At 54.4% G+C, this 22,914-nt stretch carries 22 protein-coding genes and 1 pseudogene; 14 read left to right on the top strand and 9 right to left on the bottom strand.

Going from position 1 to position 22,914, the window contains the following annotated elements:
* The first annotated feature begins 120 nt into the window (after positions 1-120).
* Complete coding sequence (locus H8Z83_RS10060; protein ID WP_187014898.1) at positions 121-1,044, top strand: LysR family transcriptional regulator; 924 nt, start codon at positions 121-123, stop codon at positions 1,042-1,044.
* Between the two features lie 168 nt (positions 1,045-1,212).
* On the opposite strand, the gene H8Z83_RS10055 is transcribed toward H8Z83_RS10060, so the two are convergent.
* The 5 genes from H8Z83_RS10055 to H8Z83_RS10035 form a co-directional block, all read right to left on the bottom strand.
* Complete coding sequence (locus H8Z83_RS10055) at positions 1,213-1,455, bottom strand: hypothetical protein (protein ID WP_187014897.1); 243 nt, start codon at positions 1,453-1,455, stop codon at positions 1,213-1,215.
* A gap of 456 nt (positions 1,456-1,911) precedes the next feature.
* Entirely contained in the window at positions 1,912-3,294 is a 1,383-nt protein-coding gene (locus H8Z83_RS10050; RefSeq protein ID WP_207732036.1) for a TRAP transporter large permease, read from the bottom strand.
* Entirely contained in the window at positions 3,294-3,842 is a 549-nt protein-coding gene (locus H8Z83_RS10045; protein ID WP_187014896.1) for a TRAP transporter small permease subunit, read from the bottom strand. Before H8Z83_RS10045 ends, H8Z83_RS10050 begins: the two co-directional genes overlap by 1 nt.
* 50 nt (positions 3,843-3,892) lie before the next feature.
* Entirely contained in the window at positions 3,893-5,023 is a 1,131-nt protein-coding gene (locus tag H8Z83_RS10040) for a TRAP transporter substrate-binding protein (protein WP_187014895.1), read from the bottom strand.
* Between the two features lie 648 nt (positions 5,024-5,671).
* On the bottom strand, positions 5,672-6,904 hold the full coding sequence (locus tag H8Z83_RS10035) for an ATP-binding protein (protein ID WP_366464103.1): 1,233 nt from the start codon (positions 6,902-6,904) through the stop codon (positions 5,672-5,674).
* Between the two features lie 785 nt (positions 6,905-7,689).
* Between H8Z83_RS10035 and H8Z83_RS10030 the strand changes: the two genes are divergently transcribed.
* Positions 7,690-8,901 (top strand): trans-sulfuration enzyme family protein, encoded by a 1,212-nt coding sequence (locus H8Z83_RS10030; protein WP_187014894.1) that lies wholly within the window; start codon positions 7,690-7,692, stop codon positions 8,899-8,901.
* Between the two features lie 79 nt (positions 8,902-8,980).
* On the opposite strand, the gene H8Z83_RS10025 is transcribed toward H8Z83_RS10030, so the two are convergent.
* Positions 8,981-9,877 carry a LysR family transcriptional regulator gene (locus H8Z83_RS10025; protein WP_187014893.1) on the bottom strand — a complete coding sequence of 299 codons (897 nt, stop codon included), beginning with the start codon at positions 9,875-9,877 and terminating at the stop codon, positions 8,981-8,983.
* A gap of 195 nt (positions 9,878-10,072) precedes the next feature.
* On the opposite strand from H8Z83_RS10025, the gene H8Z83_RS10020 reads away from it, so the two are divergent.
* The 8 genes from H8Z83_RS10020 to H8Z83_RS09985 are packed head-to-tail and all read left to right on the top strand — an operon-like array spanning position 10,073 to position 16,996.
* Entirely contained in the window at positions 10,073-10,885 is an 813-nt protein-coding gene (locus tag H8Z83_RS10020; RefSeq protein WP_187014892.1) for a F0F1 ATP synthase subunit A, read from the top strand.
* Positions 10,886-10,930: 45 nt separating this feature from the next.
* The gene (locus tag H8Z83_RS20380; RefSeq protein ID WP_187014891.1) at positions 10,931-11,299 is read left to right on the top strand and encodes an ATP synthase F0 subunit C; all 369 of its coding nucleotides are present in this window, start codon (positions 10,931-10,933) and stop codon (positions 11,297-11,299) included.
* A gap of 19 nt (positions 11,300-11,318) precedes the next feature.
* Positions 11,319-11,810 (top strand): F0F1 ATP synthase subunit B, encoded by a 492-nt coding sequence (locus H8Z83_RS10010; protein WP_187014890.1) that lies wholly within the window; start codon positions 11,319-11,321, stop codon positions 11,808-11,810.
* Complete coding sequence (atpA, locus tag H8Z83_RS10005; protein WP_187014889.1) at positions 11,803-13,563, top strand: F0F1 ATP synthase subunit alpha; 1,761 nt, start codon at positions 11,803-11,805, stop codon at positions 13,561-13,563. The genes H8Z83_RS10010 and atpA overlap by 8 nt, the downstream gene beginning before the upstream one ends.
* A gap of 1 nt (position 13,564) precedes the next feature.
* Positions 13,565-14,464, top strand: coding sequence for an ATP synthase F1 subunit gamma (gene atpG, locus H8Z83_RS10000; protein ID WP_187014888.1), 900 nt, complete (start codon positions 13,565-13,567; stop codon positions 14,462-14,464).
* Between the two features lie 2 nt (positions 14,465-14,466).
* On the top strand, positions 14,467-15,870 hold the full coding sequence (gene atpD, locus H8Z83_RS09995) for a F0F1 ATP synthase subunit beta (protein WP_187014887.1): 1,404 nt from the start codon (positions 14,467-14,469) through the stop codon (positions 15,868-15,870).
* On the top strand, positions 15,870-16,286 hold the full coding sequence (atpC, locus tag H8Z83_RS09990; RefSeq protein ID WP_187014886.1) for an ATP synthase F1 subunit epsilon: 417 nt from the start codon (positions 15,870-15,872) through the stop codon (positions 16,284-16,286). Before atpD ends, atpC begins: the two co-directional genes overlap by 1 nt.
* Positions 16,287-16,318: 32 nt before the next feature.
* Positions 16,319-16,996 (top strand): YoaK family protein, encoded by a 678-nt coding sequence (locus tag H8Z83_RS09985; RefSeq protein WP_366464079.1) that lies wholly within the window; start codon positions 16,319-16,321, stop codon positions 16,994-16,996.
* A 410-nt stretch (positions 16,997-17,406) separates the two neighbouring features.
* On the opposite strand, the gene H8Z83_RS09980 is transcribed toward H8Z83_RS09985, so the two are convergent.
* Positions 17,407-18,012, bottom strand: coding sequence for a putative periplasmic lipoprotein (locus tag H8Z83_RS09980; RefSeq protein ID WP_207732042.1), 606 nt, complete (start codon positions 18,010-18,012; stop codon positions 17,407-17,409).
* Positions 18,013-18,021: 9 nt separating this feature from the next.
* Between H8Z83_RS09980 and H8Z83_RS09975 the strand changes: the two genes are divergently transcribed.
* Complete coding sequence (locus H8Z83_RS09975) at positions 18,022-18,528, top strand: endo alpha-1,4 polygalactosaminidase (protein WP_243184888.1); 507 nt, start codon at positions 18,022-18,024, stop codon at positions 18,526-18,528.
* A gap of 260 nt (positions 18,529-18,788) precedes the next feature.
* Positions 18,789-19,058, top strand: a pseudogene (locus H8Z83_RS19600) (cupin domain-containing protein); the annotation flags it as partial.
* Here H8Z83_RS19600 and H8Z83_RS09970 read toward each other — a convergent pair.
* On the bottom strand, positions 19,018-19,680 hold the full coding sequence (locus H8Z83_RS09970; protein WP_187014884.1) for a transposase: 663 nt from the start codon (positions 19,678-19,680) through the stop codon (positions 19,018-19,020). The pseudogene H8Z83_RS19600 and the gene H8Z83_RS09970 overlap by 41 nt on opposite strands.
* Positions 19,677-20,462, bottom strand: coding sequence for a transposase (locus H8Z83_RS09965; protein ID WP_243184905.1), 786 nt, complete (start codon positions 20,460-20,462; stop codon positions 19,677-19,679). Before H8Z83_RS09965 ends, H8Z83_RS09970 begins: the two co-directional genes overlap by 4 nt.
* A gap of 368 nt (positions 20,463-20,830) precedes the next feature.
* Here H8Z83_RS09965 and H8Z83_RS09960 point away from each other — a divergent pair, with 368 nt between their 5' ends.
* Complete coding sequence (locus H8Z83_RS09960; protein WP_187014882.1) at positions 20,831-21,826, top strand: SIS domain-containing protein; 996 nt, start codon at positions 20,831-20,833, stop codon at positions 21,824-21,826.
* Between the two features lie 13 nt (positions 21,827-21,839).
* Positions 21,840-22,706 (top strand): PfkB family carbohydrate kinase, encoded by an 867-nt coding sequence (locus H8Z83_RS09955; RefSeq protein WP_187014881.1) that lies wholly within the window; start codon positions 21,840-21,842, stop codon positions 22,704-22,706.
* The last annotated feature ends 208 nt before the right edge of the window (positions 22,707-22,914 follow it).

Raw genomic sequence — 22,914 nt, 5'->3', positions numbered from 1 at the left:
GCGAAAATGTTTGTTTTTATTAAAGCAAACCATTTTGGTATGATTTTAGTTGCGCATTTTGAATTTCCTGTGCTATAATGCGAGAGATCCATCGAAAAATGAGGAAAGGCGGCACTTGGTATGACACTGCTCCAGTTGAAGTATATTTCCACGGTGGCAAAATGCGGCTCCTTCAGCAAAGCCGCTCAGGCCCTGTATGTCTCCCAGCCCGGCATCAGCAAAATGGTCTGCGCATTGGAGGAGGAGCTGGGGATCACGATTTTTGTCCGCTCTGCCGCCGGGATCACCCTGACCGCCGAGGGCCGGGAGCTTCTGAACATGGGAGAACGGCTTTTGACGGACGCTGAGCATATTTCCCAGCATTTTTCACAGGATCTGAGCAAGACCCACGAGACCCTCAGCGTCAGCAGCCAGCATTACTGCTTCGTCATCGACGCCATGATGGCCTATCAGAATACCTATCAAAAGGAATCCTATACCTATAAATTTCTGGTAGGGCAGGGCCCGGAGGTCATCCAGCAGGTCGTGGACAAAACCACGGAGCTGGGCGTATTGTTCATCAGCAGCCGCAGCCGAAAGCACATGAACCGTGTCTTTGGCGACAACAACCTGGAATTTCACCCGCTTTTTGACAGCAAGCCCTATGTGTTTATCCATAAGTCCCATCCTCTGGCCTCCAAGGAGGTCCTGACGATCGAGGAGCTGCACCCATATCCCTGCATCATGTATGAGCTGGACTCCGACGCGCCCTCCGTTTTGCAGGAGGAGATGCTGGTGCCGGACTTTTATCCCCAGAAGGTCACCATTGTCAACGGACTCTATCAAAGCCTGATGGTCATGCAGCAGTGTCAGGGCTATGATCTGGGTACCGGCTTCATCTCCGAAAGCAACGGGGCTCAGGGGGTGATCAAGCGTCCCATCAAGGGCTTTGACGATCCCATCACCATCGGCTGGGTCTGCCAGAAGGCCCATACGCTGTCGCAGCCCGCGGAACGCTTTATCCAGCTTCTGCAAAAATACGGACGGGATCTCCCCGAAGCCTGAGTCAAAACCTCCAGCTAAGACCAATGTCATGATGCCGGGGTCAAAACAAGCCTTTTATATATGACCAATAGCAAAGAGCTGGAAAAATAGCACTGAAATGAGCACCCAGAGGAAATGGCCTTTTGAGGCTGTCTCTCTGGGTGCTTTCTATTCATAGTGAACGGTCCGTCATCTGGGGGTGCCGTCATAGTGGCGGCTCCGGTCTGGCGCAATCATACCAAAAGGATCCTCAGATGCACGCCAATAAAAGTCATTTTCTTTTGCCATGCGTTCATAATTTTCCTTTATATGTTCCCGCATTTTATCCCAATGACCCTTCTGCTGCCGTTTCATGTCGCTGTAAGCGGCAGCGTCACTGACTGTAGACAATGCGCACGAAAGCGCAAACAGAGCCAAAATTACTCCCATCATATATTTCCTCCCTGATAAAATATTTTTTGAAAGATTCTGTTTCGTTTGATTCTATCCGTAGTCTATCACACATAGGTGTCCCATAAACCGGACACTGGCTTGTGCCAACCCCTGTCAATTAGACAATAATTTAGGACACTAGCCATGCAGCGGTGCCAAATCGAACTTCCATAGAGGTCATTTTTGTAGCAAGCTGTATGCGTTCATGGTTATAAAAACATATCAGGGAGGCAATCATAAAAGCAGTAGAATGAAGAATTTCTGATATAGGGTTTCCATCTGACATCGAATAGTTTCAGGAAGAAGTAGTTATCGCCTGGATAGCTGTACCATTTGCACCGTAGAGTCTTGATTTTATTGTTAATGCATCTGCATGCGTGTTCATTAAAAGCGCTATGCAAATCAGTGCCCCGCCAAAAATGGCGGGGCACTGATCCTTAATGTTTTGTTTTCTGCTTAGCTAGCCAGCAGGCTGGGTAGCCAGGTCACCAGAGGCGGGAATACTGCACACAGAACGGTGACGATGCAGATAATGATGATAAAGGGAATAACGCCCTTGTAAACTTCCTGGATCTTGACATCCCCCGGCAGGATGCCCTTGACATAGAACAGAGCAAAGCCGAAAGGTGGGGTCATGAAGCAGGTCTGCAGCAACGTGGCAGTGACAGCCACCAGCCACAGCCGGTCAAAGCCGAACTGGTCCATAATGGGCAGGAAGATCGGAAATACGATCATCACGATGCCCAGCCAATCGATGAACATACCCAGGATGAAGACAATGACGCACATGATGGCGAAAGCGCCCCACTTGCCGATGCCCATGCCCAGCACCCAGTTCGCAATGATCTGATCGCCGTCCAGAGACATGAACACGCCGGTGAAGGCCGCGGCGCCGAACAGGATGATGAACACCATGGCGGTGGTCTTGGCAGTATCGATCAGAGACTCCTTCAGCATTTCCAGACTGAACTGCTTATAGAAAATTGCCAGGATCAATGCAAAGATCGCACCCATGCCGGCAGCCTCCGTAGGCGTGGCAATACCGCCGAAGATGGAACCCAGCACGGCGAAGATCAGGATCAGGGGCGGGATCAGGTTGATGAGGGAACCGCTGATGCGCTTCTTCAGAGGCATCTCAGCCAGTTCCTCAGCGCTCATGGCCGGACCCCAATCTGGATGAATGCGGCAGACCACCATCAGGTAGATGATGTAGCACAGGGAAAGCATCAGACCGGGGGTAATGGCGGCAAAGAAGATCTTGCCGACAGAAACCTCCGCATAGCTGCCCATAGACACCAGCATGATGGAGGGCGGGATCAGAATACCCAGAGAACCGCCGGCGCACACCATGCCGCAGGCCAGAGAGGGCTTGTAGCCGCTGCGAAGCAGCACAGGCAGGGACAGCATACCCATGGTGACCACGGATGCGCCCACGATACCGGTGGTGGCGGCGAACACAGTGGAAACCAGAATGACGGCCAGACCCAGACCGCCCTTCAGGGGGCCAAGAAGGTAACGGATGGACTCAAACAGGCCATCTGCCACCTTGGAATGGGTCAGGAAGTTTGCCATCAGCACGAACATGGGGATTGCCACCATGGAGTAACTCTGCATCTGGTCGTAAATTTTGGTCATGGCGATGGTAACGCCGGGGCCGCCCCAAGCCAGCCAGCCGATGATGACACCGGCGCCGCCCAGCACGAAGGCCAGTTCCTGACCCAGCACCAGGCCCACAACCATCAGGCCGAACAGGGCGATGATCATGATGACCGCCATCTTATCAGCGAGAATACCGGACGCGGAGACCCACGCCTGAAGTTGTTGCATAATTGCCGCCATTACTGGGCCTCCTTTCCGTCAGCGGGAAGCGTTTTCTTCCCCTGTGCCAGCTCCACAATGGCCTGAACCTGCTTGAGAATCTCAGAGACAGACTGAATCGCCAGCAGCGCAAGGCCGATAAACAGGCACAGCTTCACCGGCCAGGTAGGCGCGGCCCACACGGAGTAGGTCTGCTCATGGGTGGTGTAGGCCCGCAGGAAAAATCTCCAGCTTGTGGGCAGCATACTTACCACAAAGGGCACCAGGAAAATCAGGTAAGTAATGATGTGCAGGATGTGCTGCGCCATCTGGGGCAGCATGGCAAATATCACGTCTACTGCCACGAAGGCTTTCTTCTGGAAGCCATACGCGCAGATCAGGATAATGTAGCAGGCAAAGAGCATCACGGTCAGATCCTGGGTCCAGATCTGGGGACGGTTGAAAATACGCCGCAGAACGACCTCGCAGAGGATGACACCGAGAATGCCCAGCACCAGAACGGAAAACACACGGCCAAGGATGTCGTTGAACTTATCGATGCCGTTGCAGATCCCTTTGATTACTTTCATTTCAGCACCTCTTTCTCTTATGTTTCAGAATTTCTTATAAGGAAAGGGGCTTAACCTTCGGTCCGGTTGAAGCCGAAGCCATAGTCGCCGGTCCAGTCGCGGTAGTTGTTGGCAGTCTCACGATAAGCCTGCATGGAGTCATAGACCATCTTGAAGTTGGGGTTGATCTCGCACTCCTCCGCATAGGTCTGGAGGCAGGTCTCACGGATCTTCTGCCAGTCCTCGTCGTTGAGGTGAGTTACCGTGATGCCCTCCTCGTCGATCATCTTGTTGGTGACGGTCATATCGTTGTAAATGTAGCGGGACAACTGTTCGCCGCAGCAGAGGCGGGCGGCGGTCTCAAAGGCGGTCTGGTATTCCTCGGGCAGCTTGTTCCAGGCGTCCATGTTCACCATGACGCCGTTGACGCCGGCAGACTGATACCAAGCGGGAGCGCACCAGTACTTGGCCACTTCCTGCAGCTTCAGGGAGTCGTCAGCCTTGGGGCCGGAGAACTCGCCGCCATCGATGACGCCGCGCTGCAGGGACTCATACAGTTCGGAAGCAGCCACGGTGGTGATGTTGATGCCCAGCTTCTGAGCAGCCTTACCAGCCATAACGCCGCCCAGACGGATCTTCATCTTCTGCATATCAGCGATGGAGGTAATGGGCTTCACAGAGCGGATACCGGACTCGGAGGGGTTGGTGACCAGCGGGAAATAGTTCATGTTGTACTGGCCGTACATTTCCTTGTAGCAGTCCAGACCGCCGGCCTCATAGATCCAGGTGTAGTAGTCCAGAGCGGTGAAGTCGTCCATAATGGTGGACAGCAGCTCGAACGCGGTGTCCTTGCCGGACCAGTAGCCGCCCCAGTCGCCGCCGCACTGAATGGTGCCCTGACTGACATAATCAAACAGCTCTTTGGCGGAGCAAAGCTCGCCTTCGGAATAGTTAGTCACGGTAAAGCGACCTCCGGTGAGCTGGCTGAGGATTTCGCCGAAGCGCTGATCCACAGTGAAGTGGACGTTGCCGGCACCCCAAGTGGACCCCATCTTCCAGGTAACCACAGGCAGGTTACTGTTGCCGCCAGCCACTGCGTTGGCGTTAGCAGTGTCCATCACACCGCTGTCGGCTCCACAGCCGGACAGCAAAGACACCGTGGTGACCGCTGCCAAAAGCAGTGCAATCAATTTTTTTCTCATGCTGTTTCTCCCTTCTTTTCCTCGTGCGCTCTATTCTTTATTGTTTTTTCCAGAACGCAGGGAAATCATAGCACTATGTAATCGTTTTTTCAATACCTGTTAACGCAAACGGTCGTTTTTGTGTGTTTACACAGATGTAGTAAAAAAGTTTTGTTAAAAATACTAAAACGCTTTGTTGGACCGGAAAAGTATGCAGGTCCAGCAAAGCGTTTTATGTTACATTTCGATTCCGCCACTGGCCATCTGGCCAATCTCACAGCAGTATTTCTCTTTCCAAATTCCGCAACTTCTTCTTGGGACGCAGTAAGATGAAACTGGGCACAGAAGGGGTAGAAATTGGACACGGGAAAGCAGTATGATAGACACAGATAGATTCCCCTGTGGACAGACTCTGCACCTATCGTGAGCAGAATGCTTTTCACACATAACAAAAGCAAGTATCCCGAGGTATCTTGCGTTTCGCGTAATATTATTGTGTCCTCATTCGGATATGGCTGTCAGGTAAAGTAACCGATCCCCTGCCTGCGGTGCAGAGATTGCGGACAGCTCGGAACAGACGCCGCATATCCCGTGATCCGTTCCCCTTGACTGAGGGCTTGTCTTTGCGTGGATCTTACAATAGAGAATGACAGAGATATTTCGCCTTGCTTATTCTCGTAGCAACCAATCGGCTATATCATGAATTTCGATTCCTTCATAACTGTATTTTGGATGTTTGGTTCTGGCAATAATCATTTTCGGATAAGCATCTCGAATCTGAAGCAGAGGAGAGCATTCTCTCTCAAATGTTTCCTGCCCGGAAATGTTGTCGCTGACCTGAATATAAAACTTCTCGCTGCCTCTCTGCGCAACAAAGTCGATTTCTTTTTGGTAGAGCTTGCCGACATAAACATCATATCCCCGGCGAAGAAGCTCAATGCAAACGATGTTTTCATATACTCTGCCATAATCTATATTTCTGCTTCCCAGTATTGCATATCGAATACCGCTGTCACAAAGATAGAACTTTTCAGAGCTTTCAAGATATTTCTTGCCTCGGATGTCGTATCTCTTAATATCATAAAATACAAAAGCATTGCACAAATGCTTAATGTACTTGCCAACGGTTACATGATTGGTCGGGGTATCGTTTGCCGTTAGCAGCTGACTAACCTTGTTGGGGGAAGTCAGATTGCTGATATTATCCATAAGGAACTCGCTCAGACGTTGTAAAACCAAAGTGTCCGGGAGCGCATATTTCTGCACCAAATCCCTTGTCACAATCGTTTTGTAGACCTCTTCGATATAGTTTGTTCTGTCTTTTTCGGTTCTATAAGCATAGGAACCTGCTAAACCGCCCTTGATAGTGTAATCATCAAAGAGCTTATCTTTGTCGCTAATATCATCATAATATTGGCAATATTCCTGGAAGCTGAAAGGAAACACATGAATTTCAATATAGCGTCCGGTAAACAGAGTTGCCAGATCCGCACTCAACAGGAAAGCATTGGAGCCTGTTACATAGATGTCGTATTTTCCCTTAGAGTACAGGCTGTTGATTGCCAGCTCAAACTTGGGGCACATCTGAACCTCGTCTACAAACAGGTAGTTCGTTTTACCTTCCTGATAATGTTCTTCCACATAGGCATGTAGGGCATGGTATTCCTTGATTTCTTCATAGGCCAAATCCATGAAGTCAATGAAGATGATATTGATGTTTTCAAAATTACTTTTCAGATACTCAATATACGCCTGCATCAGCTTGGACTTACCGGATCGACGAATGCCCGTGATGATTTTGATGTCAGGAGTGCCGTTCAGTTCAATGATTCTATCGAGATACTTTGCTCTCGTAATTGTTTTCATATAGTCACCCGCTTTCAAAAATTGAATTTTTTTTATTTCTCGAAACCGCCCCGTTGTGCTCATTATACTGCCTGCTAATAGTATATGCAAGATGTCGCTTTCAAAAACACAAAATATTTTATTTTTTGAAAGCGGATACTATGTAAAGACAATCCGAAGATTGCCTCAGGCATGACTGCGGCAGCAGTCTGTATGCAGCGCAACTAAGCGATTCTCAACATCTTCGGTGCAAGCGACGCCGAGAATGTTTCTGAGTTCTGCTCTGGTGAATTTTGTCATTGCGGGTTTAAAAAAAGAAAAGAACCAAGCAATACGCAAAATCTGCGTACTGTTCAGCTCCTATTGAGCTGTATTTGCATAACAGCGCCTGCCGAACTCTTTCAGAATCCAAGTCTTACCCACCTGACGTACGCCCTTCAAGATCAAGGGCTTGCGGTAGGGAAAATTCTTCCAAGCCAGCATTTTTTTGAGATAAATCGTTCCGCAGAATCGCTTCTCACATTTTTATTGGCGTTTTATGCTTAATAATCACGCTTTTATACGATATTTTGAAAATATATTCTGTCATGAAGACAGCCACAGCCTCAACGTGAACTCCACCACCCAAGCGCAAACGCTAAGGATGGTGCTTCCGGGACTTTAGGTCCCAGACGCATTTCCACCGTGCGGCAAAACGCAGAAGCTGAATATCCGAATGTTATTGCCAGCGATAACATTCGGATATTTCCGTTTCCATGGGTGTTTGTGCTATGCTCAATGCAACCAAGTAAGTTAGTAGGCATTCATTTGCGCAGTCACACAACCGACGGGAGGTATTTTAAATGAGCCAGTTAGTTTTGAAGCACCCCGATTTGAAGCATGAAGATCTGAAATTCAACACGGTAGAGGTCCACGCCGGCGAGCCGCGGGATATGTACGGTGCCCTGATCCCGCCCATTTATCAGACGTCCACATTCTATTTTGATTCCACGGACGATGCGGTGAAGGCCTGCGATGACTACGCCGAGAGCTTTGCATACAGCCGGATCACCAATCCCTCCGTGGATTATCTGGAGCAGAAGCTGGCGGCGCTGGAGCACGGCAAGGGGGCCGTGGCCTATGCGTCCGGCATGGGCGCTGTCTCCGGCGCGATTTTCGCACTGCTGAAAAGCGGCGACCACGCTATTTTCACCAAGGCCAAATATTCCGGCACGGAGGACGTGACCAGCGACTGGCTGCCCCGCTTCGGGATCGCCCACGATACCTTTGACGCCGCCAATCTCAGCCAACTGGAGGGCCTGATCAAGCCCAACACCAAGCTGATCTATGTGGAATCTCCCGCCAACCCCACCATGGTGCTGGTAGATATTGCCGCCGTGGTGGAGATCGCCCATAAGCACGGCGTCAAGGTCTTTATCGACAACACCTTTGCCACGCCCTACAACACCACCCCGCTGGATCTGGGCGTGGATGCAGTCATCCACAGCCTCACCAAATACATCGGCGGCCACGGCGATCTGCTGGGCGGCGCGGTGATCTCCAACGATGAGCAGTTCCTGCGGGAGTGCCGTCTGGGTACCCTCATGCACTTTGGCTCCGTCATGGCGCCCTTCACCGCATTTCTGGTGTGCCGCGGACTCAAGACGCTGGGCGTCCGCATGAAGCAGTACAATGAAAGCGCTCTGAAGATTGCCAAGTGGCTGGAGGCCAATCCCAAGATCGAAATGGTCCGCTATCCCTTCCTGGAATCCAATCCCCAGTACGCCATCGCCAAGAAGCAGATGAAGGGCGGAGGCGGCATGATCTCCTTTGACGTGGCCGGCGGTCTGGAGGCCGGTAAGAAGTTCATCAACAGCCTGAAGCTCTGCACGCTGGCCGTCTCTCTGGGCGATACGGAGACTCTGGTGGAGCAGGCTGCCGCCATGACCCACACCATGATTCCCAAGGAGATCCGGGAGGCCGCCGGCATTACCGACGGCATGATCCGGATGTCCGTCGGTCTGGAGGACCCGGATGACATCATCGCCGATCTGAAGCAGGCGCTGGGTGACTGACGGCACGGAAGCCCATACCGGCAGACACAAAACCATCCCCAAAAAACACCGGAGAGGAAATGATTTCCTCTCCGGTATTTTACTCTTCCTCCGGGGCCAGCAGCATTTTCTTAAAGGCTTTCATGGCAACGCTTTGAGGGCGGGATGTATCCTCGATCAGGTTGACGAACCGTTCCGGGATCGGCTCCGCAAGGTGGATCTGGAATACCGTCCCGGCGGCAAGGGCGGAAGCAGCCATGGACTCCGGGTAGAAACCGACGCCCAGATTGCTCTGCACCATCGCGAGGACCTGATCCATGGTGCCGGCTTCCATTTCCACATGAAAAGCCAGATTATACTTTAAGAACAGCTGTTGATAAAAGGTATATGTACTGGTTCCTCTGCTCATGCACACAAAGGGGATGTTTTCCAGATCCCGCAGACTCTGCGTTTCTGCGGTCAGATCATGAAAATCCGAACCGCAGATCAGGATCTCCCGGAAGGAGACCAGCGCGGTTTCCTGCAGGGACTTTTTCACCGGACAGGGCGTGGTGACCGCCGCGCAGTCCACCTGTCCCCGCAGCAGCCCTTCCATGGCGCGGGGGGTGGAATCGTTGGTGATCCGCAGGTGGATCCCCGGATTCCGCCGGTGAAACGCGTCAAGGCGGTCCAGAAGGGTCAGATGGAGCGCGGCTTCGCTGGCGGCAATGGAAATGCTGCCGGTCCGCAGGCTGCAATCTGATCGGAGTTCACTTTCGCCAAGGCGCAACTGTTCAAAGGCCACAGCAGCACGGCTGTAAAGCCGTTGGCCTTCCGGGGTCAGGGAGACGCCGTGGTTGGTGCGGACAAACAGCTTGCAGCCCAGATCCTGCTCCAGATTGTTCATGCAGCGGGTAATGTTGGGCTGGTTATTGCCCAAAGCTTCGGCGGCCTTGGTAAAGCTCTTGTGTTGGGCAACATAGTAAAAAATGCGGTAATAATCGTAGGGAACAGCCACTTTTTTCGCCTCCGTGCCATATCATTTAGATATGTCCAACATATCAAATATACTTTTTACATCTTTCTGTTAGAACAGTATAATACGGGCGTTCTTAGAAGACAAGTCCTTTAACGGTCACGCCGGAAAATGGGACGCGGTCAGGGCAGACCGCAGCGCCTGTATTCCGGTGTGGAAAGGAGACCGGCTATCAGCATGAAAAGCAAAAAGAAATTTATGATCCTATGGGTCCTGCTCATCGCGGTCCTGTTCGCGGGCAGTCTGTTGACGGCGCCGCCGGGAAAAACGGAGACCATTCAGACCGCCATGCGGGACGCGGTTCTGCATGAGGAAAATCAGATCAGCCTGTTCGGCTGGAAAAACGTCAATCCGGGACTGATCTCCGCCATGACGGTATCCGCTATCCTGCTGATAGCGGCGGCGTGTATCCGCGTGTTTGTCATCCCGAAATTCAAGCTGGTGCCGGGGCGGTTCCAGCTGCTGCTGGAGCAGGCCGTAAGCCTGTTTGACGGTATGGCCAGAACCAGCAGTCCTCAGCGAAACGGATTTCTGGGGGCCTACATCTTCGGCGCGGGCGCGTATATCTTCGTGGGGACGCTGTTTGAGCTGCTGGGCTTGCAGGCCGTCACCACCACGGGCCGCTCCGTGACCCTTCCCGCGCCGCTGTCGGACGTAAACGGTGCCATCGCCCTTGGCTGCTTATCCTATCTTGTGATCCTCTCCGGCGGGATCGCGGGCAACGGTCTGAAGGGCGTGGGCAGCACATTGAAGGAATTCTCGCTGCCTATTTCCATGAGCTTCCGTCTGTTCGGCGCGCTGCTCAGCGGCCTGCTGGTAACGGAGCTGGTCTATTACTATGTGCAGCTGAGCTATGTGCTGCCAGTGCTGGTGGGCGTTCTGTTCACCCTGCTTCACGCGTTGATCCAGGCCTATGTTCTGACCATGCTCACAGCGTTGTTCTACGGCGAGGTGTCGGAGCGTCCCGAACCGGCGTCCGGGCGGGCATGACCGTCCCAATCATTTACGGATCGAATCATTTTGGAGGTAATCAATATGAAACTGCTTAAGAAAAAGGTCCCCGCGCTGTTCCTGATCCTGCTGGTGGTGCTGTCCCTGACAGTCCCCGCACTGGCCGCTTCTTCCACGGATACCGCTGCCGCACCCGCTGCGGCGGAAACCGCCCAGACCCAGAACGATGCCACGGGGTCCAAGTCCATCGCCGCGGGTATTGCCATCGGCCTTGCCGCCGCAGGCGGCGCCGTGGCCATGGGCGTTGCCGTCAGCAAGTCTGCGGAGGGGATCGCCCGTCAGCCGGAGGCGGAGGGCAAGATCCGTACCACGCTGATGCTGGGACTGGTCTTTATCGAAACCGCTATCATTTATGCGCTGCTGGTCGTCATTCTGATCATCTTCGTCCTATAAGTAAGGCAGGTGGGAAACCGTGAATATCCCGTTGAATATTGATTGGCAGCAAATTTTGCTGCACCTGCTGAATTTTGTGATTCTGGCAGGCGGGCTGTATCTGCTGCTCTACAAGCCCGTCAAGACGTTTATGGAGAAGCGGCAGCAGTACTATCAGGAGCAGGATGCGAAAGCGGCAAAGACGCTGGCAGACGCGGAGAAAACGATGGCAGAGGTCCGTCAGCAGTTGAAAAATGCCGACGCCGACGCTGCGGCAAAGCTCGCCGCCGCCCAGAAGTCGGCGGACGCCGCCATGCAGCGGCAGCTCTCCGACGCACGGGCACAGGCGGAGCAAATTCTGGCGGACGCCCATGCCGCTGCCCAGCGGGAGCATGACAAGCTGCTGTCCGACGCGCAGAAGGAGCTGAAGGATCTGGCGGTGACAGCCACGGAAAAGCTGGTGCTGCAATCCGACGGCGATGCGTTCGATCAGTTTTTGGACGCGGCGGAGAGGGGGGAGTCCCATGCGTGAAACGGTACTGGAAGCGGTTCTGCGCAGTGCGGACGCCCCCAGTGAGGCGCAGCGGAACCGTTTTGCGGCCTTTTTGAAAAAGCAGTACGGGCAGGAGGTTCCCCTCCGTTGGGAGCAGGACCCCGCGCTGGAAAAGGGCTTTCGGATGGAAGTGGGCGCCGACCTGTATGACTGGAGTCTGGAAGGCCGTCTGCGGCAGTTCCGGGAGCGGTTGGAGCAGCTGAACCCCGCCGGGGTCTCCGTGATCCCGCTGATGCGGGAGGCCGTCCGCAACTGGCAGCCGGATGCCGCGCCGGAGGAGGTGGGCAGCGTTCTGACGGTGGGTGACGAGATCGCCACCGTCAGCGGATTGGAGCACGCGGCCTACGGCGAAATTCTGCAATTTTCCTCCGGTGTGAAGGGCATGGTGCAGGATCTGCGGCCGGACCGTGTAGGCTGCATCCTGTTCGGCGGCAGTGAGGCCATTGAATCCGGCAGCATCGTCCGCCGCACAGGTAAGACCGCCGGTATCCCGGTAGGGGACGGCTTTCTGGGCCGGGTGGTGGACGCGCTGGGTATGCCCATTGACGGGCAAGGCGACATTCCGTCAGAGGGCTATCTGCCCATTGAGTCCCCGGCCCCCGGCATCATTGACCGCCAGCCGGTAAACGCGCCTATGGAGACGGGCCTGCTCGCCATCGACTCCATGTTTCCCATTGGCCGGGGACAGCGGGAGCTGATCATCGGCGACCGGCAGACCGGCAAGACCGCCATCGCCCTGGACACCGTTCTGAACCAGAAAGGGAAGGGCGTGGTGTGCATCTACGTCGCCATCGGGCAGAAATCCAGCTCCGTCGCCCAACTGGTAGAGAATCTGAAGCACAAGGGCGCTATGGACTATACCATCGTGGTGAATGCGCCCGCCAGCGCATCAGCGTCCTTGCAGTACATCGCTCCCTATGCCGGAACAGCGCTGGGCGAGTATTTCATGCGGAAGGGCCGGGATGTTCTGATCGTCTATGACGATCTCTCCAAGCACGCCGTGGCCTACCGGACGCTGAGCCTGCTGCTGGAGCGGTCCCCCGGACGGGAGGCCTACCCCGGCGATGTGTTCTATCTGCACTCCCGTCTGCTGGAGCGTTCTGCCCACCTCTCGGAGGAATTGGGCGGCGGCAGCATGACGGCGCTGCCCATCGTGGAGACCCAGGCCGGCGACGTGTCCGCCTACATCCCCACCAACATCATTTCCATTACCGACGGCCAGATCTTTCTGGAGAGCAGCCTGTTCTTCTCCGGCCAGCGGCCCGCGGTCAACGTGGGATTGTCCGTGTCCCGTGTGGGCGGCGACGCTCAGACGAAGGCCATGAAAAAAGCGGCAGGCGCCCTGCGTCTGGATCTGGCCCAGTACCGGGAGATGGAGGTCTTTACCCAGTTTTCCAGCGATCTGGACGAGACCACCAAACGGCAGCTGATTTACGGACAGGGCCTGATGCGCCTGCTGCGCCAGCCCCAGAACCACCCCTACCAGCAGCACCAGCAGGTGATTTTGCTGGTGGCGGCGCTGGATCATGTAATGCAGACGGTGCCCCTTGCGCGGATGGACGATTTTCGCACCGGGCTCCTGACCTATATCGAGACCCAGGACCAGGCCCTGTGCCGCCGGATCGATGAGAGCGGTCAGTTAAGTGATGAGGACCGGGAGACGATCCTGAAGCTGTCCAGAGAATTTCTGACGCGGTTCCAGACGGAAGCCGTGGAAAAGAGCGGTGAGTGAGATGGCCAATACCCGTGAGATCAAAAACCGGATCGAAAGCGTACAGCAGACCCGGAAGATCACCAACGCCATGTACCTCATCGCCTCCACCAAGCTGCGGAAGGCACGGAACGATCTGGCCAACACCCGGCCGTATTTTGACGCGCTGCGGGGCGAGATCAAGCGGGTCTTTCGCACGGCGGGGGATGTGGACAGTCCTTATTTCTACCCGCCGGACAATAACACACCGCTGGAGGGCACTTATGGGTGTCTGGTCATCACGGCGGACAAGGGCCTTGCAGGGGTCTACAACCAGAACGTCATCAAGGAGGCTGAAAAGCTCCTTGCCCAGCACCCGGACACCAAGCTGTATGTAGTGGGGGAGTATGGCCGCCGGTACTTTGACCAGCACAGGATCCCCATTGAGCACAGCTTTCTCTACACCGCCCAGAATCCCACGCTGGACCGGGCGCGGGAGATCAGCGCTCTGCTGCTGGACGGTTTCCTGACGGGAACGCTGAAGGAGATCTTTGTGGTCTACACCGATATGGAGAGCAGTCTGCTCTCCGAGGCCAAGTCCACCCGGCTGCTGCCTTTCCACCGGATGCAGTTCACGCCGCCCGCCAAGGAAAAGGCTGTGCAGGAGCCCTTTGAATTCTATCCGTCCGTAGGGGCGGTGCTGAACAGCATGATCCCCAGCTATGTCTCTGGCTTCCTGTACAGCGCCCTGCTGGATAGCTTCTGCAGTGAACAGAACGCCCGCATGACCGCTATGGACGCCGCCAACCAGAACGCGGAGGAGCTGTTGAGCGCTCTGCGGCTGCAATACAACCGCGTGCGGCAGGCGGCCATCACTCAGGAGATCACAGAAATTTCCGCCGGCGCGGCAGCACAGCGGAGAACCTTTGGAAGCGAGGGATAACAATGAAAATCGGAACGATCACGCAGGTATCCGGCCCTGTGGTAGATGTGGAGTTTGAAGCCGGACATCTGCCTAAGATCAAGGAAGCGCTGTCCGTGGAGCTGAACGGCCAGACCCGCGTGATGGAGGTAGCCCAGCACATGAGCGAGCGGATCGTCCGCTGCATCATGCTGGCGGGCAGCGAGGGTCTGGCCCGGAGCATGAAGGTAACCGCTCCCGGCAAGACCATTGAGGTCCCGGTAGGAGAGCAGACGCTGGGCCGGATGTTCAACGTGCTGGGCCAGCCCATCGACGGCGGAGAGCCGCTCCCGGCGGAAACGCCCCGCAAGAGCATTTACCGGGATCCGCCCTCTTTTGAGGATCAAAGCCCCGCCGTGGAGATTCTGGAGACCGGTATCAAGGTCATCGACCTGCTGGAGCCGTATCCCAAGGGCGGCAAGATCGGCCTGTTCGGCGGCGCCGGTGTGGGTAAGACCGTGCTGATCCAGGAGCTGATTCACAACGTAGCCATGGAGCACAACGGCTATTCCATCTTCACCGGCGTAGGTGAGCGGAGCCGGGAGGGCAATGACCTCTGGCGGGAAATGCGGGAGAGCGGCGTGGCAGATAAGACGGCGCTGGTCTTCGGCCAGATGAACGAATCTCCCGGCGTCCGTATGCGGGTGGCGCTGTCCGGCCTGACCATGGCCGAGCACTTCCGGGACGTGGAGCACAAGGACGTGCTGCTGTTCATCGACAACATTTTCCGGTTTGTGCAGGCAGGCAGCGAGGTTTCCACCCTGCGGGGCCGGATGCCCTCCGCCGTGGGCTATCAGCCTACGCTGGCCAACGAGATGGGCCAGTTGCAGGAGCGCATCACCTCCACCAAGGACGGCTCCGTCACCTCGGTACAGGCGGTCTATGTGCCCGCCGACGATTTGACTGACCCCGCCACCGCCACCACCTTTGCCCATCTGGACGCCACCACGGTGCTGAGCCGGAAGATCTCTGAGCAGGGCATTTACCCCGCCGTGGACCCGCTGGAATCCTCCTCCCGGATTTTGGAGGCGGACATTGTGGGCGCGGAGCATTACCGCATCGCCCGGAGGGTGCAGGAGACGCTGCAAAAATATCAGGAATTGCAGGACATCATCGCCATTCTCGGCATGGACGAGCTGAGCGACGAGGACCGGCAGACCGTGAACCGCGCCCGCCGCATCCAGCGCTTTCTGGCGCAGCCCACCCATGTAGCTGAAAAATTCACCGGTATCCCCGGCGTGTATGTCCCTCTAAAGGAGACCCTGCGGGGCTTTGCCGCCATCGTGGACGGTGAAATGGACCAGTATCCGGAAGCGGCCTTCTACAATGTGGGTACGCTGGATGATGTGGTCGCCAAGGCGAAAAAGATCGAGGAAGGTGAGGTCTGATGAGCGCGTTTCACGCACAGATCCTGGCCTCGGACACTCTGTTCTTTGACGGTGACTGCGAATTCATGGTGGTGCCCTGTACGGACGGCGCAATGGGGATCCTCTCCCACCACAGCAATATGATCGCGGCTGTGGTGCCGGGGGAGCTGCGGTTTCAGCCGGTGGGCGGCTCGCTGCGGACAGCGGCCGTTTCCGCCGGACTGGTGAAGGTCGAAGCAGGGGAGGTCATGCTTCTGGTGTCCACGGCGGAGCGGCCGGAGGACATTGACGTCAACCGGGCAAGACGGGCGGAGGACGCTGCGAAGGAGGCCCTTCTGCAAAAGAAAAGTATGCAGGAGCACCGGAACGCGGAGGCCCAGCTGGCCCGGGCCATCAGCCGTCTGCGGACCAAAGAACACTGGAACAGCAGACGCTGAGCCATGAGAACACTTGAAGAGGAGTCTTGATTGTGAACCTCCGGAATCATCACGGCCAGATGTCGGAATCCCTGCTGACCGCCTCATTTATCATTCTCTCCGGCGGCTTGCAGGACGCCTATACCTATCTCTGCCGGGGCAAGGTGTTTGCCAATGCCCAGACGGGCAACATCGTACTGTGCAGCGCCTATCTGTTTGACGGCCAGTGGCGGCACAGCGCCCGGTATCTCGTCCCGGTGCTGTCGTTTCTGCTGGGGATCTTCGCGGCGGAGTGCATCCACCGCCATTTCAAGTACACGGAGAAGGTGCACTGGCGGCAGATGATCATTTTAGCGGAGATCGCTTTGCTGTTTGCGGTGGGCTTTCTGCCGCAGGAGGCCAACACCTTCGCCAACGCCGTTGTGTCCTTTGTCTGTGCCATGCAGGTGCAGACCTTCCGCAAGGTCCGGGGCCACGCTTACGCCAGCACCATGTGCATCGGCAATATGCGCAGCGGCACGGAAGCCCTGTGCGTCTATTTTCACACCCATGACCGGGAGGTGCTCTGTAAGGCGCTGACCTATTTCGGCGTCATCGGCCTGTTTGCCATAGGCGCGGGACTGGGGGCGCTGTTGTCGGCGCACATGGCCGAACGGGGCATCTGGGTCTCCTGTGTACTGCTGGCCGTCAGCTTTTTCATCATGTTCATCCGGGAAGAAGAAAAGGCGTGAGCGATAGATGGGGCCGGGATCTCAATATGCCGCCTCATTCTCCATAAAGCTTCCTGCATGAGCAGCGCACCGCGAACATGCACAAATAGTTTTTCTTCATCATTTCCGGCTGCCCCGCAGGGGCGAGGAACTGGCACATTTCTTATTTTTCTATGCTTTTGCATAGCAAAAAGCCCGTCTATCTGGGTTTTTCCGGTAAACAAAACTGCTCCGACACTTGTGTGCCGGAGCAGTTTTTTCCACGTTGTCAAAATGACCGTACCAAATTCTGCATTGCCTGTTTTCACGGCAAAAAACTGCCCGGGTCAAGCACAAGGCGGTCTTTCGCGCGATTCGGAACGTTTCCTCCGCAAAACAGCTCCCAGAGGGCATTTGCCGGCTGCGGAGTATTTCTCGACAGAGGGAATCCTTCAGCTTGCAAGGAAGGTTTCCGCGATGGTAGGCAGCCGGGCGCCGAAGCCTTCAGCCGCTTCCGCCGGATACCGCCACGAAACAGCATAGGAATCCGCGCCGCCGCCCGCAGCTACAAAGAAAGAAAGGTATTCGCCCTTTTCATTTGTGCCCGTCAGCAGGTCACCGGGGCTGCCGCCCATCAGATCCTCAAACTCATAGCCGCTGGACTGAGCAAAGGCATCCCGCGCCTCCGTGACCGTCATATCCCCATAGCGGGATACAGACAGCGCCACATCGCTGTTGAAGGCACTGACCCAGGTGTCTGTCGGGACGCCGTTCTCCGTGGACTGCTCCGGGCCGTCCCAGTCCTCATCGGGAATATAGAGGGAGTACCCATCTCCGACATACAGGGTGGCAGGCAGAGCTTCTTCCTCGCCCTCAACGAAAAAGGTCAAGTCGACGTGTTCTGCACGGGCAGGCGTTTCCGGCTCTGTGTTCGCAGGCGGTTCATTGGGTTCCTGCTGCGTGGGAGACGGGTCGGAAGGTGGGACCGGCGTTTCGGGTTTCTGTCCGCAGCCGGTCAGCAGGAAAAGGGACAATAAAACGATCCAAAGCTTTTTCATTATTTCGGCATGGATACATATCTAAATATTGGGTCGATTGAAAACTTCAGGGAGTACTATACAACCTATGCGGAACTGGCAATCGGTGAGTATGAGCATTGGGAGGAAGAAGAATGGGTGGATGTAGCAAACCCAGACTGGCAGAAGTTTATAGGACAGCTTTCTCAGGAACTAAATGAAAAAGGTGTTGACGGATTCTTTATAGATAATTGTGATGTATATGATTACGCTCCGCACGAGAGTATTTTTGAAGGTCTTACAGCAATTCTACAAAACATGATGACGTTTGGAAAAGCGGTCATCATCAACGGTGGAGATACTTATGTGGCGGAATATAGGGAACGCTATGGGGATATTGATCATATTATGACAGGCGTAAATCAGGAATCCGTATGGAGCAGTATTGATTTTGATAGCGGAACTTTTCGTGAGCAAACGAGCGAGACGAGAGATTATTTCTGCAAATATTTGGAAACGTGCAAGGCGGATGGGGTGGAAGTGTATCTGCTGGAATAAGCCAGCTTACTCAGTCCGACTTTCGCTCAAGAATTTCGGGGAGAAAGATGGGCTAAAGTCTGTTCCGCTGTATGCGGCATTTTGTGTGTAAAAGCGGTCGAAAAACAGAAGACAAGATTACTTGAAAAAAGTAAATCTTGCCTTCTACATTTAGTTTTGAGACCTATCTCAAGTATTCCCGAGAAGATATATCGTGACAACGGCTTGTGCTTGATTTGCGATGCAAATTGCTATTGCTGACGGCCTTTGTCGGCCCAAGGGGATGCGGACAGATTCTTGTCTGTGTGGCCGGACGAGGTTACTATCAGGAATGGGGCAAACCGGCACAGGAGCTACGCCCTGGCGATGCAGTAAATATTCCTGTGGGTGTAAAACACTGGCACGGCGCTGCACCGGATAGCTGGTTCTCTCATCTGGCGGTAGAGGTTCCAGGGGACGAACCATCCAATGAATGGTTGGAAGCCGTGGACAACACAGCATATTTTAGGGCTACTGAATGGCTGGAACATCTGGAAATCTCGGAAAAATGACCAGTTCGCCGAGGTCAAAATCGTAGTCCAGAGCCCAACCGTATTCAGGTGTAAAAAGGAGACGCAGTTTGCGCTCCATATTTGCGGCAAAGAAGCCCATCGCAATTGAGGTCATGGAAGTGTCGGGCAACCGAGTCATGACCCGGTCCAAGCTATATCGGCGCTTGACGACACCAAATGTTCCCTCAATCACGACGCGGTCGCAGCCATCCTGGTAGATCTGTTTGCTTTCCGCCTGCTTCTCCTCTGCCGACTTCCGTCCCAGCCTGGGACCTGAAAGACGGATCCCCAGCGAGGTGCACCAAAGCCGATTTTCTCTGCCGGGATAAGCCCGGTCTGCCAGAATCGTCTTTGGGTAGAAGCCAAAGGTCTCTTTGTATTCCTCAACGACCTGCTTCAGACTTCTGCTCTCAGAGTAGTTGTTCCAGTCAGCCTTCATCAGGAAAGCGTAACCACTCACAAGACCTACTATGACCTTGGCACCAAACTCAGTTGGACATCCCGCTTTACCTCGCACAATAGGACGAACATGCGGCTGATCGATGCTGACGATGCGGTCTTCAATCTGATGACTCTTCCGCACATACAAGTCCCACTGTTGGCGGCAGAGTTCCTGGATCACCAGCAGCTTCCTGTATAGGTCATTCCCCAGCAGCGATAAGGACACGCCGTGGGCCACCATCTTCTCGATGTAGCCGATATCTCGCTGGATATATTGCAAATTCCCACGGAGCACCATCCGCGTTTCTCGTACAGTATGGGTACGCTTCTTGATGTATGCCAAATATCTTTTCCGAGCCTGTCAATCATTTTCTCTACCAGCTCCCGGGCGTGGTTCAGCAGCCCAGCGTCCGTCGGATAATGGATATCTGCCGGACAGCAGGTCGCGTCAAGAATCAGTGTTCCACGGTTCTCAGATTTTTCTGTCGGCTGTGCTGAGAGAGGGTCCTCACTGTCTTCCTGATTTACGGAATCATCTTCCTCGGGATTATCCGTGCTGGCAACTGCTTCTGGCGCAAAAACCAGATCGTTGATCCGTTGAATCATCTCAGGAGAAATACGCTTCCTGAAATGTGTCATCATGGATGCGTCGAAAGGCGATTCCATGGTGTAGCACTCAAATCCGCAGAAGTACTGCAGATAGGGGTTCTCCTGGATATTTCGTCTGGTCTGTTCATCTGTGTAGCCTTCCTCGGCCTGGATGTACAGTGCCCCGAAGGCCAGACGAGATGGAATGGCCACTTGGCCCTCACTGCTTTTGAAATGTTCCTGATACTCCCGGTCAATCTCTTCCCAAGGGAACTTCTTGCTGAGGATTACCCACCGGTTATCCTCACGCAATGTGACCCCAAAGGGCATCTCCATCTTAAGCTGGTCATAAACTTCGTGCCGATACATCTTCATCACCTGCAAACTTTTTCTTTAGAACTCCTGAATCCTTTTGCAGATATTATACCATATTACCCTTGTTTCTCCCAGTGTTTTCAATGGTTTCCGAGATTTTTTGCGCCGTTCAGTAAGCACTACTTAATCTCTTTGCCACCGAGAACCAAGTCGGAATGTGATGGCTGTCCGGCTTAATTGGGGTTTGATTTTTTAGCAAGGTTGGTACAAAAATTTACATGAAAGACCGCCGTAAATTCCATTTACATTTTCCGTGCACCATGATACTTTTAAAAAAACTCAGAAAGTTGAGCAAAATGCGGCAGAGAGCGTTACAGGACTTAACTGCCTGAGATAGATGAGGAAAAATATGTTTAGGAGGAGTTTTTATGCACGAAGAAAAGATTGCACTGGTCCGTCGGCAAATTGAAGCCTTGGCAGCAGCTGTGGCGTCACGCAATATCCGCCATGTGTGGGTTGTGGCTTGCGGTGGTTCGCTGGCTACCTTAGATCCTTTCCGATATATTTTGACTGCGGAAACGGATAAGGTTTCCGCTGCGGCGGTGAATGCGGCAGAGTTTGCCGCAGAGCCGCCCAAGGGACTGGGAGAGGATTGTCTGGTGGTTCTCAACTCTCAAAGCGGCACCACGGCAGAGACCGTCCGCGCGGCGCAACTGGCTAAGGAGCGCGGCGCTTTGACAGCTGCATATACTACGGCGCCTGAATCTCCTCTGGAGCAAGCTGTGGACTTCCCCATCTACTACTATGATGACCCGGTGAATCCCTATCCGCTGCTGCTATCCATCTTCCCGGAGGTCTATCAGACGGTGTTTGCTTTACTGGATGTGTGGGAAGGAACAAAGCGTTTGCCGATTATGGAAACGGCTATGGAGAATTTGGAGGAAGTGTGCGGGCGTGCGACGGCTAGTTTTAAGCCGGAAGCTCTGGAATTTGCCGCGAATCACCGCACGGAACCCATCATCTATACCGTTTCCGCCGGTTTAGATCGCTGCATTGCGTACATTCTCACCAACTGTTCCTTTATGGAGTCCGTATGGCGCCACTCATCTCCGCTCCACGCAGGCGAATTGTTCCATGGCGCCTGTGAAGCAATTGACAAAGAAACGGCAGTGGTTGCATTCCTGGGGATCGGGCCGTGGCGCAGTGTGGAGGAACGGGCGGTGAAGTTCCTTCAGCGGGTAACCGACAAGCTAACGGTGTTGGACGCCGCTGCCCTGGATTTGACGGGGATTCCGGCAGAGGTTCAGGATATCGTGGCCCCGCTGGTGCTGCATGCCATTGCTTCTGACTACTGTCTGAGGCTCTCTCAGCGGCTTGGACATCCCATGAGTTCCCGGCGCTATATGGGTATCATGAAATACTAATAGGAGGGGGCGTATGAAACTTCTCGGCTTGGGTGACAATGTGATGGATGCCTATCTTTTCCGCGGAGAACTGTATCCCGGCGGAAATGCTGCTAATGTGGCTGTACTGGCCAAACGGGCCGGTGCAGAAAAAAGCGGTTACATAGGGGTACTGGCAACAGACGCTGCCGGCGAACATTTCCGCACCGTATTGCAGACGGAAAATGTGGACATTTCACGCCTGCGCCGGGGCGTAGGTCGTACAGCCTGCAACTACATTACACTGGATGATCAAGGCGACCGGGCTTTCTCGGGCAATAACGGACAGGAGACTGTGCAAAACCTGTACCGTCCAATTATTACCAGTGCAGATCGAATGTATGCGGCTACATTTGATGTGGTGCACTCTAGTATTCACAGCGGTCTGGACGATGCGCTGCCGGCGTTGAGCCACTGCGCAGACTTGTCTATGGACTTTTCCAGCGACGGTTTTACCCACGACAATGTGGCGCGTCTGGCGCCGCTGTTGCGTTTTGCTTTTTTTTCGGCCGGTGAACGCAGTGAGGAACAGGCTATGGAGTTTGCATCCTTTGCCGCAGAGTGCGGAGTGCCGGAAGTTATCTTCACCATGGGACTGCGCGGCGCCTGCGGGATCTCCCACGGAAAGAAGTGGCATGTGCCTGCCACACCGGTGGATGCGGTTGATGCCTTAGGCGCGGGAGACGGCTTTATTGCAGCTTTCCTGCGGGCCTTTTACGATAACGGCGCAGATGCGGCAGCAGCTGCTGCCGATGCGTCCGGATTTGCTGCGAAGTGTTGTCTTCATCACGGCGCCATGGGGCATCCCATTGCAATCGCAGAAAGCGGTCTATTTCCTGAAACCGGGGAGATCGGTACATAAAAATGATTCTGCTGGAGTTTAAAACGGCTGCCTTACCTGATTTGCTACGCTGCCCTGAACAGTTGCTTTAGACCGCTGCCCGTCAAGCCAATGTTATTTCGCTCCGCAATGCTGCATTTACGATAAAAAGCGCCCGAAAGCGTGAACCGTATCCCGTCAAGAGGACAGTGAAAAAATATAAAGTTTTCCCGGCCAGCAGCCATTCGCT

This window comes from Dysosmobacter segnis (genome assembly GCF_014297285.1).
Lineage (GTDB): Bacteria > Bacillota > Clostridia > Oscillospirales > Oscillospiraceae > Oscillibacter > Oscillibacter segnis.
This window is presented reverse-complemented; position numbering and strand designations above follow the sequence as displayed.